Genomic DNA, 16,046 nt, shown 5'->3' with positions numbered 1-16,046 from the left:
TGCACATGCAATACTATTCTTTTGCAAACACTATTTTAAAATGTGCGGCATTTCAGTTCTTTACACCTGCCAGGAAACCAACGGTAAATTTTTATTTCTTGCGAAAAATCGTTCTGAAGATCAATCTCACCAGCGGTCCGCAGTAGAACATCTGCCAGCAGATTGCCATCGGGAAGTTCATGGCCCAGGTCTGGATCCAGGTGCCGAATGTGTGCTGGTCTTTAAAGAGAATAGTGGCAACCAGGCTCATGATCGGACACATAATGCAGCAGATGCAGATAGAAATGGCATAGGTGATGAACTGTGGACGATCGGTAGGTTTCATTACGGTGAATGCGAGTTTCTGAGCAATTTTTCCGACAATAAAAAATTCCAGAACGAAGGCAACCGGAACCATAATGATCATTTCATGGATAGCCAGCAGAAAGGTCTGACCGGATACACCACCGGTATTCAGGGCTACATTGTATACGATCATTCCGTAGACCATAATGGTAGCCATGATAATTGTGTAAATTGCGTCTTCAAATTTAGTTTTTGGCATAAAAATATCCTCCTTTTGATAATGAGCTATGTGTTGTTCGTTATCATCCGGAGGATGTGCGTTTCCAATATAAATAACCGTTTTTATTTCGATTTGCTATTCTATCAGAAAAATACCAATTATGCAAGTGAAAAATATAATCACATCTTAGATTAAAAGGTCTCTTTTTATTGAAAAATGAGAAATAAGTGATCTGGAACAGGAAAAATCAGAAGTAGAGAAGGTATTAAAGGATATCGAAGCAATTCCGAGTTTAGAAAAATTTATAGAGGATCATTCTGAATAAAAAGCAGAATGTAAATCTGATAAAATGTTTTTCACAATAAAACAAAGGCAAGCAACTGTTAAATCAGATGATCGATTTTGTTTTTTGCAAAATGTGCGAAAAAGAAAGCTTGTGCGGTCTGTAAATTCTCATTATACTAAATGTAGTAATAGGAAAATGAAACCTGTGAAAGGATTTTAGTTTTAAAGGGAAAGGTAAGGTAAAAGGAGGGGTACGATGGGTATTTTTTTTAATCCGGGAAATGGGAGTTTTACCAAAGATAGAAATTATGAAATATATGTGGATAAAACAGAATTACTAAAATACTTGAACAGAGCCATTGGAACACCTAAAAATTGTATTGCTGTCAGCCATGCCAGACGGTTTGGAAAGTCACATGCTGCGGGGATGATTGATGCTTATTATAGTCTTGGCAGCGATTCTGCAAAATTGTTTAAAGGTACAAAGATTGCATCAGATCCAGATTATGAAAAATACAGAAATAAGTACAATGTGATCCATTTGGATATTTCGTCCTTTTGGGATTTTCATAAAAAGGATATTGTAGAAAAGATAATAGAAGATATTTTTAAAGAATTGAAAATGGATTACCCGGAGGAATTTAATGAACGGGATCGTATCAGTTATGTACTCATGAAAATATACAAAAAAACAGGGATTCCTTTTGTGATTATCATTGATGAATGGGATTGTGTGGTACGAAACAGTACAGATCAGGATTTGATCCATCAATATTTACAGTTTCTCCATTCTTTGTTTAAGTCAGAAGAATCAAAATCCTTTTTAGCACTTGGATATATCACAGGTATCATGCCAATTAAGAAAATAAAGGATGAATCGGCTTTAAACAACTTTGAAGAATATACTATGTTAAAATCCAGACTGATTACGAAATACTATGGCTTTACCGAAGAAGAAGTTAAGGCTTTATGTAAAAGATATGATATGGATTTTGAAACTACAAAAGAATGGTACAATGGATATCTAATCGATGGAATGCACATGTATAATCCAAATTCCGTATCACAGGCGATGAAATATCATGATTTTGATTCCTATTGGCGAAATACCTCTGCTTTTGGCACGATTAATAACTTTATTATGATGAATTATTCAGGATTGAAAGAGGATGTCCTTACAATGCTATCCGGTGGAAAAGTCATGGTGGATACGGAATGTTTCCAAAATGATCTGGCAGAAATTCATTCAAAGGATGATGCGTTAACTGCTCTCATTCATCTTGGATATCTTGGATATGATGCGGATATGTTAAGTGCCTATATTCCAAATTATGAAGTGGCTAAGGCGTTTCAATCCGCGTTAAAAACAGGAGAATGGAAAGATGTTGCTGCGTCGATTTCCAAATGTGATACATTACTTATGGCAACGATTAGTGGTAACACTGAGAAAGTAGCTGAACTTATCGAGCTTGCACATGATACGTATACTTCTATATTAAAGTACAACGATGAGAACTCTTTAAGCTGTGTGCTTACAATGGCGTATTTTACTGCACCGGCATATTATACTATTATTCGAGAAATGCCGGCCGGAAAAGGATTTGCTGATTTTGTTTTTCTGCCAAGGGCAAATGCCGGGAATCGCCCAGCAATGATTGTGGAATTAAAATATAATCAATCAGCAGATACTGTGATCAGGCAGATAAAAGAGAAACGATACCAGGGTGCGTTATCGGGATATGAAAGTAAGATTCTCTTAGTCGGGATTAGTTATGATAGTGAAAAGCATCATACTTGCAGTATCGAAGAATGGTAATTTTGTTATACTGAGTGTGATGATAGGAAAAAGGGAAACTTGTGAAATTGTTTTGATTTCACAGGAAATGAAAAGTAAAAAAGGAGGTTCACATGAAAAAAAGAATTTTATGTACGTTGCTGAGTGCAGCAATGCTGCTTACGAGTTCGCCGGTTGTTTTTGCGGCGGAGACGCAGCCTGTGAAGACGGAAAGGCAGCAGACGAAAGAAGCTCTTCCGTTTACAATTACGGAGGCAAATGAGGACATTAAAGATGAAAGTGTAAAGGGCTGGCATGTTCAGATCACAGATACGGAAAATGCAAAGGTTGTTGCAGATTATCCGGGACTGGTTGTTGTGCGTGCAAAGAAGACACAGTACGATGACAATGTTTATCTGATTGGAAAGAGTGGAATAGTCCAGACTTTTGTAGTTTCGGGCACGGATGCAGACTGGGATGAAAAGGAACATGTTTATGACGATTGGGAGAAAACGACTTCGCATAGTTCTGTGGATGCGATATGGAGCTTTTCGGATGAGGGAGATCTTTTATATTATATTAAGAAGCCACAGACGCAGACTCCGAAGTATGATGTTTACAATGCGACAACGGGGGAATATTTTGAGTATGATCTGGATGAGAAACCAACGTATTATGGTGATGGAAAAGGATATTCGGCAGGTGTTTATCGAATTGTAAAAGACGGAAAAACAGGAATGCTGAAGAATGATGGAAGCATTCTGTATGAGGCAGTGTACGATGAAGTTGACAGGGCTGCATATAATCAACATTTTTCTGATGGAATGGAAGAATTAGATGATCTGCTTTATATGGTTACGCAGGAAACTTCGGATGGGGAATTATATGGTTTTATAGATTCCAAAGGACTTTGGGATGGTGTGTGCAGATATGAATCAACATGGGATCTGAGTGGCTACAGAAAAAAGGTAAAAGATAAAGACGGTGGCTATATGATACTGGATCTGAAAACAGGCGAGAAATTTGCAGACCAGATCAGTTCCGGCGGTGATATGAAAGCTCTGGGTGATGGATGTTTTCGTATCGTACCGGATAATCTGGAAACGAACATGGATATCCTGTATCTGACAAAAAGTGGAAATCTGATCACAAGAGAACAGCTTTACAACAGCGATTTCTGTGATGATCAGGATTGTGAGATTTTTATGGAAGAATTTTACGGTTCTGCTATTGCGGAACATGGAAGCTATCTGGTAGCCTATGATGCAGATGGGAAGAAGCACTTTAAAGACTACATAGATCAATCCGGAAAAACAGACAATATGTATGTTTCATACAGCAGATATGAAGATGGATATGCGATTAAGCTTGAGTGTGCGGACGGTAACCCGGACTACAGTTCAACGATGAGGGAGTCAACGGTATTATGCAGTCTGATTGATGCAAAAGGGAAAAAGATTTATTCATTTGACAACAATACCGAGGTTGAGATAAAAGAAGTGCGGGATGGTTTGATTTATCTCCAATATAATCCATATGGAACAAATGAGATCAATGTGCTTATTTATGATACAGCGGAGAACAAAGTAGTTTTGAATGAAAAGAATCTGGACTGTTCTGCAAGTATTCCGAGGGATGACAGCAGCCATGTGGTTCTTCTGGAAAAGGATGGTAAGACGGCACTGTTTAATATGCTGGACAAAACATTTTCCGGATGGGATAAACCGAAAATGGATCCGGATGAAAGCCTGGGCTGGGATGACATTAAAGAAAGTATTGTTGGTTCGGATATTGTATTTTTGATAAACGGTGTATTCTATAATGGTTCTTTTCAAAAGATCGCACAGATGAATGAGTTTTACAGAAGAAGTAATGTATCGGTTACAAAAAATGGAAATTTTGCTTTCTGGATCAGTGATTCTGTGAACTATGACCAGTATCTGGTTTACAGTCGTAAGGGAGTTTTGCTGAAAAAATATGTGGATGGTTCAGGTTATGGTTCGGATGGGTTGATTCGGGTTCGAACAGGAGAATCCGGCGATTGGGGTTACTGTGATAAAGACGGAAACCTGCAGATTGCGGAGCAGTTTAATCTTGCCGGAAATATGCATAATGGAATTGCAAAAGTGGGAGAGTGGTATGATGATTGTAAAATTATCGACCAGACAGGGAAAGAACTGCTGTCGGGAAATTATGATTTTGAATGGACGTATGTAGAAGCTAGTTTTGCAATGATGAAACAGGACGGTGGCTGCTATCTGTATGATTTCACGGGTTTTGCTGAGGACATAGCACAAAATCCGTATAGTCTGGATGATCTGTTTGGAAAATATCACCACTATCTGAGAGATAACCAGGCATACAAAACGATGCACAGAACGCTGTATGATGCGGCTGCGGATGTTCTGGCGGCACGTACGGATAATGATGAGCTGTTTTCTGTTATTAAGACATTGTCCGGTGATGTGATCGTGCGTCCGACGAAACAGATTCTGGAAGCAATTACCGGAAAACGATGGGAAGAGGATAAGTTAGAAGAGGAAGTGGCGATTGAACTGATCCGTCAGATTGATGAACAGGATGATACATTAAAAAATGTAGTGGATAACGTTTGCGGTAAAGTAAAGAATGTTTCTAAATTTTATAAGCTTGTTACAGCGGCAAAGAAGCCAATGGATACCAGCGTACAGTGGGAACTTGCTAAACTGGAAAAGGGAGATGCACTTACCACCGAACAGGCAAAAACTATTTTTGAACAGGTAAAAGGAAACTGGTCAAAGATTGACGGCATCTTTAAAAAGGTTGGAATTGCAACTTCGGCAGTCCAGGTTGGCACAACGATCTGCATTATGGCGAATCTGGAAATGGAAACGGTCAATCAGCTTTTGAACAGTGCAGCACCGGATTCTACAGCCTATAAGGGACTGAAGAAATTAAAGGGAAAACTGCAGAAATACTGGGCATCATCGGAAGTAGCGATTCAGGAATTTATTGTAGATAAGTACTTTGAAGAAATTGCGGAAGCCCTTGTGAAAAAGGGAGTTACAGACATGGCAAAGCTGTTTGATCCGCTTTCCGGCATTGATGTCGGCGGTGCACTTACAGTCGGAAAACTGTTCTATTCACGTATCAGCAAACAAATAAAGCTTGCAGACTATGATGAGCTGGTGAAGATTGCTTATAGTATGTCGCTTTGCAATTCACTGAGTGTCGGACTGAACAATAAATACGCTGAGATTGCACAAAATTATCAGAAGACCGGAAAAACAGCAGGTAAAAAACTTCGAAAAGAATATCAGTTTGCATATGAAGCCTATGAAGCTTCGCTGCTTCAGATGGCAAATAAATGCAGTGAGCTTGCGGAAAAATCAGGGGAAAATGCAGCTGTAAAATATAAGAAAAAATGGCTGGATCAATGTATCAGTCTGTATTCACAGAAAATGCGGTATGACAATTTTATCGCAACCTGCAGAAGAAATATGAACCGAACAGAAGCGGCGAATTTCGAGTATCGCACCGATGAAAACAATCACGTATGGATCGTGAGCTTAAATGGCAAAAAGACAAAAGATGCTTCCAGACGTATGACAAGGGCACTGAGTGATACACAGGATCTGCTCTGCATTCCAGAGACGATCAATGGACGTACCGTTGTGGGTATCGATCCGCAGGCATTCCGGAATGAGGATAAAATCCACGCTGTATTCCTGCCGGATACGGTGACGGAAATCGGCAGTCAGGCATTTGAAAACTGCAGTTCACTTGATATGGTTGTATCAGGAAATGGGCTGGAAACGATCGGTTCAGATGCATTTGCAGGCTGTGATTCTCTGACAGGTGTAGAGGTGCCGGACAGTGTTACAGAGATTGGAGATTCCGCATTTGGAGATAATGCAAATCTGACATTATGGTGCAGTGAAAACGGTACGGCATGGCAGTATGCAGAGACAAATGGCATCATGGCAGAGGAACGTATCCGCAGGGCAGTTTCTGTGGAAGTGGCAGCACCGGCGGATAAACAGCAGTATGGCTCTTCAGAGAAAGAAATCGATACGACCGGACTTACGCTGAATGTTACCTGGGATGATGGTACAAGTGAAGAAGTTACATCTGGCTATTATGCTTATTTTAAAGAAAAAACAGCCGAAAATGCGACGGTTGCAGTACAGTATGACTCTGCAGAAACAACCTATGAAGCAGGAATCACACCGGAAGAAAAAGACTATACAGTATATTACAAAGATGAAGCGGGAGATGATCTGACAGAAGCATCAACAGTCCGTGCTTTGTTTGGAAGTTCCCAGACGCTGGATGCACCGGATGTGAGCGGTTATACACCGGAAAAAGCACAGATGACGGTAATGGCAGGTGACGAAGATTCCTGGACATTTATCTACAAAAAGAAGAACACAAAGAAAAATATCGAAGATGGAAGAATGTATGTATTCGGCGATCTTCGTTATACTGGAAATGCGGTGATTCCGAGAGTTTCGGTAGAAGATGCAGATGGAAAAATCCTGAAAGAAGGTGTGGATTACGAAGTTTTTCTGGATGATAATGTAGAAATTGGCGAAGCCTGGGCCGGTGTTCATGGAATTGGTGATTATGAAGGATTATTGAGTAGTACATTTTATATTGTAAATCCGGGCAGCCAAGATCCAGAACCAGATCCGAGTCCAAATCCAAGACCGGGTACAGATTCTTCAAAGAGTATACTAATTGGCAGCATTAAGATCAGCGGAATTTCAAATAAGATTGCAGCAGGAAAGAAAATCGCATTGAAGGCAAACATTTCGCCGGCAAATGCGACAAACAAAACACTGGTATGGACTTCCAGCAATCCGAAAACTGCCACCGTAAATGCAAATGGTATTGTCACAATGAAAAAAGGCAGCGGCGGAAAGAAAGTAACGATCACTGCGAAGGCAGCAGATGGAAGCGGCAAAAAGGCAGTTTATACAATCACCGGTATGAAAGGTGTTGTGAAAAAAGTTACGATTTCCGGAAAGAAAACCGTCAAAGCAGGAAAGAGCATTAAGCTGAAAGCGAAAGTAAAAGCCACAAAGAAGGCCAATACCAGACTTTTTTGGAAAAGCAGCAATCAAAAATTTGCTACGGTGAAAAACGGAAAAGTAAAGGCAAAGAAAAATGCAAAAGGAAAGAAAGTGAAGATCACCGCAATGGCAACGGATGGAAGCGGAAAGAAGAAATCTGTAACGATTAAGATCCGGTAGGCTGCACATTATAATCAAATTCGAATAGAAGTATAAAGAGAAGATGCAGGAGATTATGAAAACGAAATTTCATAATCTTCTGTATTTTTATGATGCCAGGATTGTGGGAGTGCAACGCACGGAACAATCCGTAGGCATCATAGTTGGGGACTTTTGACATCCACATCATTTTTATGTAAGTGGATGAAATGGATTATAAAAATTTGCAATCCCTGCTTCTTTCGTGGTATTATGGGGACAAAAAAAGGAAAGGCTGATATATAGATATGGAATACATGAAATTTGATGATGTATATGTTGTTCGTCTGGATCGCAGCGAGGAGATCGTAGAGTCTCTGACAAAGATTTGCGACAGGGAAAAGATCACACTGGCAACGATCGAGGGTATCGGTGCGGCAGACCATGCGGTGATCGGTCTGTATAATGTCGGGGAACAGGTTTACCATAAAACGGAACTGAACGGACCGATGGAGATCACGGCTCTGACGGGAAATGTTTCCACGATGGATGGTAAAACTTATCTTCATATTCACATTAATCTCTGCGATGAGAAGATGAATGTCAAAGGCGGTCATCTCAATGAGTGTCGGATTTCGGCGACGGCTGAAATCACAATCCGCACAGTCAATGGAAAAGTGGAACGTTTTTATGATAAGGACGGTGTTGGATTGAATCTGTATCAGTTTCCGGGAAATGAAGGATACAAAAAACTGTTAAAGAATCTGATTGATGTGATCAAGGAAGACCATGCGAAACTGGGATTTCGAAAAGAAAAAATTCGCCTGTATTATCCGCTCAGCTCTTTGAATCATTTTTTTGGTACGAGTGATGATGCAGATCAGATGCAGGAGCGTCTGAACCACCTTCCGGTGGTGATCACAGAGAAGCTGGGAGAGGTTGCTGCGACACACAAAGCGGAGCGATTTTGCTTCCACATTCCGGAGGAAGGCAGCGAGTACGTCCATAATAATATGAAGGAAAATGAATTTATTAAAAGCCTGATCGAGTTGCTTCAGAAACATGGATGCAAGATGGATGATATTCTGAATTTGTTTCATAAGTATTCTGATAATATTATTACAGAAAATATGGACAATGGAGAATTTGATATTCTGATCCGTTTTGAAGATAAACCGGACGATCCATATTATTATTGTTTTAAAGATGAAGGATGCCATATTATTTATCATCGATTCCTGAAAGAGGATTATGAAGATTTTGGATTCTGAAATTTTGAAAGACAGGCAGAGAGGTAAGAATAATGCAGGAAATTCTGGAAAAAGTAAAAAACGGAACAATGTCTGTGGAAGAAGCGGAGAAATTTCTGCGAAGGGAGCCGTTTGAAGAGATGGGGTATGCGAAACTGGATATGCATCGCAAGGTGCGATCCGGTTTTGCGGAAGTGATCTACTGTGCCGGAAAAGCAGATGAACATCTGCTTCATATTTTTGAGCATTTATACAAGGCAGATGGACAGGTTTTCGGAACGCGGGCAACACAGCATCAGTACGAAATATTGCGTGAAAAATATCCGCAGGTAGAATATGATTCGATTTCCCATATCATAAAAATTGAAAAAAAGGATAAAGAGCATATCGGAAATATCGCAGTCTGCACTGCGGGAACGGCAGATATTGCCGTAGCGGAAGAGGCTGCACAGACGGCAGAATATTTTGGAACGAAAGTGACGAGGGTTTATGACGTGGGCGTGAGCGGCATCCACAGACTGCTCGGAAATCTGGAGGCAATTCAGAGTGCAAACTGTGTTGTTGCCGTTGCGGGTATGGAAGGTGCACTGGCGAGTGTGCTTGGAGGTCTGGTGGACAAGCCGGTGATCGCTGTGCCGACTTCTGTCGGTTATGGTGCAAATTTTGGAGGTCTTTCTGCACTTCTGACGATGATCAATTCCTGTGCAAACGGAATTGCGGTGGTAAATATTGATAATGGTTACGGAGCCGGTTATATGGCAACGCAGATCAACAGACTGGGGGTGAAGGCGAATGGGTAAAACGTTATATCTGGAGTGTGAAAGCGGTATCAGCGGAGATATGACGGTGGCAGCACTTCTGGATCTTGGAGCAGATCAGCAGGTTCTGAAAAAAGCTCTTGCAAGCCTTCCGGTACAGGGATTTGATATCCGCATTTCCAGGGTAAAAAAATCCGGTCTGGATGCGTGCGACTTTGATGTGGTTCTTGATAAGGAACATGAAAATCATGATCATGATATGGAATATCTGCATGGTCATACTCATGCACATAATCATGCTACGGAGCATATGCATGGGCATGATTTGCATAACCATGATGCAGAGTATATACATGAGCACAGAAGTTTTGTGGATATTCTGCAGATTATTGAGAGCAGCAGCCTGACGGAACGTGCGAAAAAAACAGCGACGGATATTTTTTCGGTTCTGGCGGATGCAGAAGCAAAAGCACATGGCGTGCCAAGAAATCAGGTGTCTTTTCATGAAGTCGGTGCTGTAGATTCAATCGTAGATATTCTCTCGGTGGCGGTCTGCCTGGATAATCTGGATATCGATCAGGTAATTGTGACAGAACTTTGCGAAGGAAGAGGTACGGTCCGCTGTCAGCACGGCATTCTGCCGATCCCGGTTCCGGCGGTGACAAATATCGTACAGGCCAATCATCTGAAACTGAAACTTACGCAGATAGAAGGTGAGCTGGTTACGCCGACTGGTGCAGCGATTGTGGCGGCGATCCGTACTTCTGATAAACTTCCGGAGTCATTTTTCATCGAAAAAACAGGTCTTGGTGCAGGAAAACGAGAATATGCCTGTGCCGGTATTCTGCGTGCAATGATTCTGGAAAGCGAGAATGAAAAGAGCTGGATGGAAAAAGATGAGATCTGTAAACTGGAGACAAATATTGATGACTGCAGCGGCGAGGCACTCGGATTTCTGATGGAGCGTCTGATGCAGGCGGGGGCGAAGGATGTTCATTATACGCCGGTTTATATGAAAAAAAATCGCCCGGCATATCAGGTAAATGTAATCTGCAAAAAAGAAGATGCGGAAAAGCTGGAGAAACTTATTTTTCAGGGAACGACAACAATCGGCATCCGCAGAATGTACATGGAACGAAGTATCTTAAAAAGAGAAGCGGCAGAGATCGACACGCCGTTTGGCAAAATGAAAGTAAAAGTATGCGATCTGCCGGATGGGAAAAGGATTTATCCGGAGTACGAAGAAGTCGCAAGAATCTGCCGGGAAACCGGACTGTCTTATTATGAAGTTAGCGGGATATTCCTTGACACTTTATATACCGAACGGTATAATGAAGAAAGCAACCGTAAACAGGAGTAAAGGACAGGATTTATGGACAATAGAGAACGTATTTTGCAGTGTGCACTGGAGCTGTTTTATGCCAAGGGTTACGATGCCGTTGGCGTACAGGAGATTGCTCAGAAAGCGGGGATTACAAAACCTACGTTGTACTACTATTTTGGCAGCAAATATGGTCTTTTGGAGACTTTGCTGACGAAACATTTTACTGTTCTGAATGAAGAACTGGAGCGGGCATCTTTTTACGAAGGGGATGTCGGAGCGACGCTTTACAATATTGCTTCTGCATTTTTAGATTATGCGATGAGAAATTATAAAGTCTATGCACTTCTGATGGCGATGTTTTATTCTGCGAAGGAGAATGAAGCGTACCGGGCGGTAAAGCCGCTTGTGAAAAAGTTCTATTCGCAGATCGTACATTTCTTTGATGCGGCGGAGCATGAGCTTGGAAATATGAACGGAAGGCAAGAGCAGTTTGCGATTGGATTTATCGGTCTGATCAATCACTATATTCTGCTGGCATGCGACCGGGAAGGCAGACCGCAGCAGATTTCAGAGGAGAAAAAGCGGGCACTTGTAAAGCAGTTTATGTATGGTATTTACAGTTAAGATGGAGGTATTTGCAAATGGGAAAGTGGTATAACGAAGCAGTTTTTTATCATATGTATCCGCTGGGTATGACAGGGGCACCAAAGGAAAACAAAGAACCGGAGACCGTGCATCGCTTGCGGGAGCTGTTTCCGTGGATCGACCATTTAAAGGAGATCGGAGTTACAGCGATCTATATCGGACCGCTGTTTGAATCTTCTACACATGGTTATGATACAAAAGATTACAAAAAAGTAGACAGAAGACTTGGGGATAATGAAGATTTCAAAGAATTTGTCAGACTGGCACATGAAAATGGGATCCACGTGGTTGTGGACGGTGTTTTCAATCATACCGGAAGAGAGTTTTTTGCATTTCAGGATATCCAGAAAAACAGAGAACATTCTCCGTACTGCAGCTGGTATAAAGGAGTGAATTTTGGCTGGAATTCTCCGTATAACGATGGATTTGGTTATGAAGCATGGAGAAACTGTTTTGAGCTGGTCAATTTAAATCTTTACGAGCAGGCAGTCCGTGATTATCTGTTTGATGTGATTCATTTCTGGATCACGGAGTTTGACATTGACGGTATCCGTCTGGACTGTGCTGACTGTCTGACGTTTGATTTTATGAAAGAAATGCGTTACCGCACCGGTCAGTGGAAAGAGGATTTCTGGCTGATGGGTGAAGTGATCCACGGCGATTATGCGAGATGGGTAAATGACGAAATGCTTCATTCCACAACGAATTATGAGCTTCACAAGGGTCTGTATTCGGGACACAATGATCATAATTATTTTGAGATCGCCCATACGATCCGCCGTCAGTTTGATGACAACGGCGGTATTTACAGAGGACGTACTTTGTATTCTTTTGTAGATAACCACGATGTGGACCGTCTGATGAGCAAGTTAAACAACAAAGATCATATCCGCGAGGTTTATACACTGCTCTACACGCTGCCGGGCATTCCATCTATTTATTATGGCTCCGAGTGGGGCATTGAAGGAAGAAAGCAGGGTGCCTCAGATGATGCCATGCGTCCGCAGCTTGACCTTGAAAAAATGCAGAAAGAGAATCCGCATCCGGAGCTGACAGCACATATTGCGGCACTTGGAAAGATGAGAAAAGAAAATCCGGTTCTGGCAGATGGAAAATACAGAGAGCTGGTACTGACAAACAGACAGTATGCTTATGCAAGAATCAAAGATCAGGATGCCATCGTTGTGGCAGCGAATAACGATGAGAGTCCGGCGGATATGAGCATCCCGGTTCCAGTGGACGGAACTTATGAAAATGCGTTCACAAAAGAAGCAGTGCCGGTGGTGGATGGCAGACTCCAGGTTCATCTGGATGCATGTGAAAGTAAAGTATTCAGAAAAAAATGATGCCAGTTCAAAAGGATTAGTATGACATTTGTGATTCTGATATCAATTTATGGTTGAAATGTATAGAAAAAGTCGGAGGTAGTTATGGCAGAAAGAAAGGTAAGAAAGGCAGCCGGGAAAACGGCAGCGAATACAACAAAGAGAACAGCAACAAAAACAACAGCAAAAACAGCAGCGAAAAGAACAACGAGAACAAAGGCTGCAGCAAAGGAAGATTTCCGTATCGGAGAACTGGATCAGTATCTGTTCAGTATGGGAACGCATTATGATATTTATAAAAAAATGGGTGCACATGAAGCAGTGATGAATGGCAAAAAAGGTGTTTATTTTGCAGTCTGGGCACCGAATGCAGCTACTGTCAGCGTGATCGGTGAATTTAACGGCTGGAGAGAAGAGGCAAATCCGATGACACGCCTTGAGCCGTCCGGTATCTATGAAGGTTTTGTAGTCGGAGCAAAAGTGGGTATGCTCTATAAATTCTTCATCAAAACAAAAGATGGCAGAGGACTTTACAAAGCCGATCCGTTTGCAAATTATGCAGAGCAGCGTCCGGGAACCGCATCCAGGATCACAGATATCACGAAACTCAGATGGAGTGATGCGGCGTGGATGGAAGCAAGAAAGCAGAGAGATAATGACAGCCTTCCGGTTTCTATTTATGAAGTACATCCGGGTTCCTGGAAGAAACATCCGCATGGAGAGGACGAGGATGGATTCTATAATTACAGAGAGTTTGCAAAATCACTTGCAGAATATGTGAAGGAAATGGGTTATACGCATGTAGAGCTGATGGGGATTGCGGAGCATCCGTTTGATGGCTCCTGGGGTTATCAGGTAACCGGATATTATGCACCGACTTCCAGATATGGTACGCCGGAAGATTTTGCTTATATGGTAAATTATCTGCATAAACAGAAAATCGGTGTTATCCTTGACTGGGTACCGGCACATTTTCCGCGAGATGCACACGGACTGGAAGAATTTGACGGTGGATGTGTTTACGAGTATGCGGATCCAAAAAAGGGCGAGCATCCGGAATGGGGAACAAAAGTCTTTGATTTTGGCAAGAGTGAAGTCAAGAATTTCCTGATCGCCAATGCACTTTACTGGGTTGAGCATTTCCATATCGACGGACTGCGTGTCGATGCGGTGGCATCCATTCTTTATCTGGATTATGGAAGAGAAAACGGTCAGTGGACCCCGAATATTTACGGCGGAAATAAAAATCTGGAAGCGATCGAGTTTTTCAAACATCTGAACAGCGTTGTGCTGGGCAGAAATCATGGAGCAATGATGATCGCAGAGGAATCCACAGCATGGCCGAAAGTTACCGGAAAACCGGAAGAGGACGGACTTGGATTCTCCCATAAATGGAACATGGGATGGATGAACGATTTCCTGGAATATATGAAATTAGATCCGTATTTCCGCAAATGGAACCATAATAAAATGACGTTCTCCATGACGTATGCTTATGCAGAAAAATACATACTGGTACTCTCACATGACGAAGTGGTTCATCTGAAATGTTCGATGATCAATAAGATGCCGGGACTCTACGATGATAAGTTTGCAAACTTACGTGCCGGCTATGCATACATGCTTGGTCATCCGGGCAAAAAACTGTTGTTTATGGGACAGGAGTTTGCACAGCTTCAGGAGTGGAGCGAAGCAAGAGAACTTGACTGGTATCTGCTTGCAGAAGACAAACATCAGCAGATGCAGAATTACGTCAAAGCACTGCTTCATCTCTATAAAAAGACACCGGCACTTTATGATGCAGATCAGGATCCATGCGGATTTGAATGGATCAATGCAGATGATGCCGACCGAAGCATTTTCAGCTTTGTGCGTCATTCCAAAGACGGTAAGAGCAATCTGCTCTTTGTGATCAATTTTACACCGGTAGCAAGACCGGATTATCGCGTCGGTGTACCAAAAAGAAAACAGTATCGCCTCGTGCTGGATGGAGATGCAGCAGAATTTGGCGGAAATACAACGGAGCGTCCGGTTGTATACAAGGCAGTGAAGAGTGAATGTGACGGAAGAGAATACTCTTTTGCATACGACCTGCCGGCATACGGAATTGCAATCTTTAAATTCTGATCTGAAAAAATAAGAAGGTGCCAGAGAATTGTGGAAGTAAAAAGTACAAAGCAATTTGTCTGGCATCTTTTCATATCATAAGAATACCGGAGATATTCTTGGATTATAAAGTATAATACTTTGTAACTATTCAGTGGTCACTGTCCCGCGAGGTGTTTTGGCATGAATATGCCAAAATCCCGAGACATGCAAGCCAAAATGCCATCACTGAAGGTGATTTTCAATGCATTTTGGCTCGTAACTGTGAAGGTACTGAACAGTTATAATACTTTTTATATTCAGGACTTTCTTGCTGCAATCTGTACTGAATTGTCAGTAGAGTTCATACAATTTAGAAAAAGGACAGGGTGCTTTTATGAAGTATATTTCTCGTTTTCTGGTACGGATAATTATTGGGATGGCATGTGTTTTTTTCTTAAATCAGGTTTTTGACAATGCAGGAGTGGATCTTAAGGTTGGCTGCAATGTGATCAGTGTGACAACAACCGGAGTTCTGGGCGTTCCGGGGGTGCTTTTATTGTATGGAATTGAGGGGTGTCAGTTTTTGTAAAAAGGTTTTGTAAAAATCTCACAAAGTTAAAAAATATAGTTACTTACTATAGACATCCAAATACAAAAGATATATAATACATTCATCGGTTGGGAGATCGAATCCCACCATTGATACAAACTTGTTGCTTGCCGTCTGTCGAGGCGGGAGCCAGTTCACATTTAATGTATCATAGATGTGAATTTCTAAAATCATTTAATCAGACCGGTTCGGTCAAATATTTCAACATCATTTAATGATGCCAGGGTCAAAAGGTCTAAATCCACATGAGCTTGCTCATAGGTGGATGAAAGACCTTGGGACCCGCCCCG

Annotated in this window: 10 protein-coding genes and 1 pseudogene; 10 read left to right on the top strand and 1 reads right to left on the bottom strand. The window is 41.7% G+C overall.

Annotated elements, in window-relative coordinates; all coding sequences use genetic code 11:
• Window positions 1-91: 91 nt before the first annotated feature.
• Window positions 92-544, bottom strand: a complete 453-nt coding sequence (locus tag LKD42_RS13765) for a DUF2798 domain-containing protein (RefSeq protein WP_248836034.1) — start codon at window positions 542-544, stop codon at window positions 92-94.
• Window positions 545-1,046: 502 nt separating this feature from the next.
• Between LKD42_RS13765 and LKD42_RS13760 the strand changes: the two genes are divergently transcribed.
• The 10 genes and pseudogenes from LKD42_RS13760 (at window position 1,047) to LKD42_RS13715 (ending at window position 15,735) form a co-directional block, all read left to right on the top strand.
• Complete coding sequence (locus tag LKD42_RS13760; RefSeq protein WP_248836033.1) at window positions 1,047-2,606, top strand: AAA family ATPase; 1,560 nt, start codon at window positions 1,047-1,049, stop codon at window positions 2,604-2,606.
• Window positions 2,607-2,698: 92 nt separating this feature from the next.
• The gene (locus LKD42_RS13755; RefSeq protein ID WP_248836032.1) at window positions 2,699-7,798 is read left to right on the top strand and encodes a leucine-rich repeat protein; all 5,100 of its coding nucleotides are present in this window, start codon (window positions 2,699-2,701) and stop codon (window positions 7,796-7,798) included.
• A gap of 266 nt (window positions 7,799-8,064) precedes the next feature.
• A pseudogene (locus tag LKD42_RS15470) lies at window positions 8,065-8,415 on the top strand (PPC domain-containing DNA-binding protein); the annotation flags it as partial.
• 57 nt (window positions 8,416-8,472) lie between these two features.
• On the top strand, window positions 8,473-9,027 hold the full coding sequence (locus LKD42_RS15465; protein ID WP_173898670.1) for a DUF3877 family protein: 555 nt from the start codon (window positions 8,473-8,475) through the stop codon (window positions 9,025-9,027).
• A 32-nt stretch (window positions 9,028-9,059) separates the two neighbouring features.
• Entirely contained in the window at window positions 9,060-9,806 is a 747-nt protein-coding gene (gene larB / locus LKD42_RS13740) for a nickel pincer cofactor biosynthesis protein LarB (RefSeq protein ID WP_248836031.1), read from the top strand.
• A complete protein-coding gene (gene larC, locus LKD42_RS13735; protein WP_248836030.1) occupies window positions 9,799-11,124 on the top strand; it encodes a nickel pincer cofactor biosynthesis protein LarC in 1,326 nt (441 codons plus the stop codon). Before larB ends, larC begins: the two co-directional genes overlap by 8 nt.
• A 12-nt stretch (window positions 11,125-11,136) precedes the next feature.
• Window positions 11,137-11,712 (top strand): TetR/AcrR family transcriptional regulator, encoded by a 576-nt coding sequence (locus LKD42_RS13730; protein ID WP_022119171.1) that lies wholly within the window; start codon window positions 11,137-11,139, stop codon window positions 11,710-11,712.
• Between the two features lie 17 nt (window positions 11,713-11,729).
• A complete protein-coding gene (locus LKD42_RS13725) occupies window positions 11,730-13,079 on the top strand; it encodes an alpha-amylase family glycosyl hydrolase (protein ID WP_248836029.1) in 1,350 nt (449 codons plus the stop codon).
• Window positions 13,080-13,331: 252 nt separating this feature from the next.
• Window positions 13,332-15,185: a 1,4-alpha-glucan branching protein GlgB gene (gene glgB, locus LKD42_RS13720; RefSeq protein ID WP_248836035.1), complete on the top strand. Its 1,854-nt coding sequence runs from the start codon at window positions 13,332-13,334 to the stop codon at window positions 15,183-15,185.
• Window positions 15,186-15,540: 355 nt separating this feature from the next.
• Complete coding sequence (locus LKD42_RS13715) at window positions 15,541-15,735, top strand: pro-sigmaK processing inhibitor BofA family protein (protein WP_022119168.1); 195 nt, start codon at window positions 15,541-15,543, stop codon at window positions 15,733-15,735.
• Window positions 15,736-16,046: the final 311 nt, after the last annotated feature.

Source organism: Hominisplanchenecus faecis (assembly GCF_020687205.1).
GTDB lineage: Bacteria > Bacillota > Clostridia > Lachnospirales > Lachnospiraceae > Hominisplanchenecus > Hominisplanchenecus faecis.
The sequence above is the reverse complement of the archived record's forward strand: the minus strand, read 5'-3'. Positions and strand labels throughout refer to the sequence as shown.

What these genes read in the sequence shown, in the direction of transcription:
- LKD42_RS13765 (WP_248836034.1), bottom strand. Translation starts at nt 544, where the DNA reads ATGCCAAAAACTAAATTTGAAGACGCAATTTACACAATTATCATGGCT.
- LKD42_RS13760 (WP_248836033.1), top strand. Translation starts at nt 1,047, where the DNA reads ATGGGTATTTTTTTTAATCCGGGAAATGGGAGTTTTACCAAAGATAGA.
- LKD42_RS13755 (WP_248836032.1), top strand. Translation starts at nt 2,699, where the DNA reads ATGAAAAAAAGAATTTTATGTACGTTGCTGAGTGCAGCAATGCTGCTT.
- larB (WP_248836031.1), top strand. Translation starts at nt 9,060, where the DNA reads ATGCAGGAAATTCTGGAAAAAGTAAAAAACGGAACAATGTCTGTGGAA.
- larC (WP_248836030.1), top strand. Translation starts at nt 9,799, where the DNA reads ATGGGTAAAACGTTATATCTGGAGTGTGAAAGCGGTATCAGCGGAGAT.
- LKD42_RS13730 (WP_022119171.1), top strand. Translation starts at nt 11,137, where the DNA reads ATGGACAATAGAGAACGTATTTTGCAGTGTGCACTGGAGCTGTTTTAT.
- LKD42_RS13725 (WP_248836029.1), top strand. Translation starts at nt 11,730, where the DNA reads ATGGGAAAGTGGTATAACGAAGCAGTTTTTTATCATATGTATCCGCTG.
- glgB (WP_248836035.1), top strand. Translation starts at nt 13,332, where the DNA reads ATGGGAACGCATTATGATATTTATAAAAAAATGGGTGCACATGAAGCA.
- LKD42_RS13715 (WP_022119168.1), top strand. Translation starts at nt 15,541, where the DNA reads ATGAAGTATATTTCTCGTTTTCTGGTACGGATAATTATTGGGATGGCA.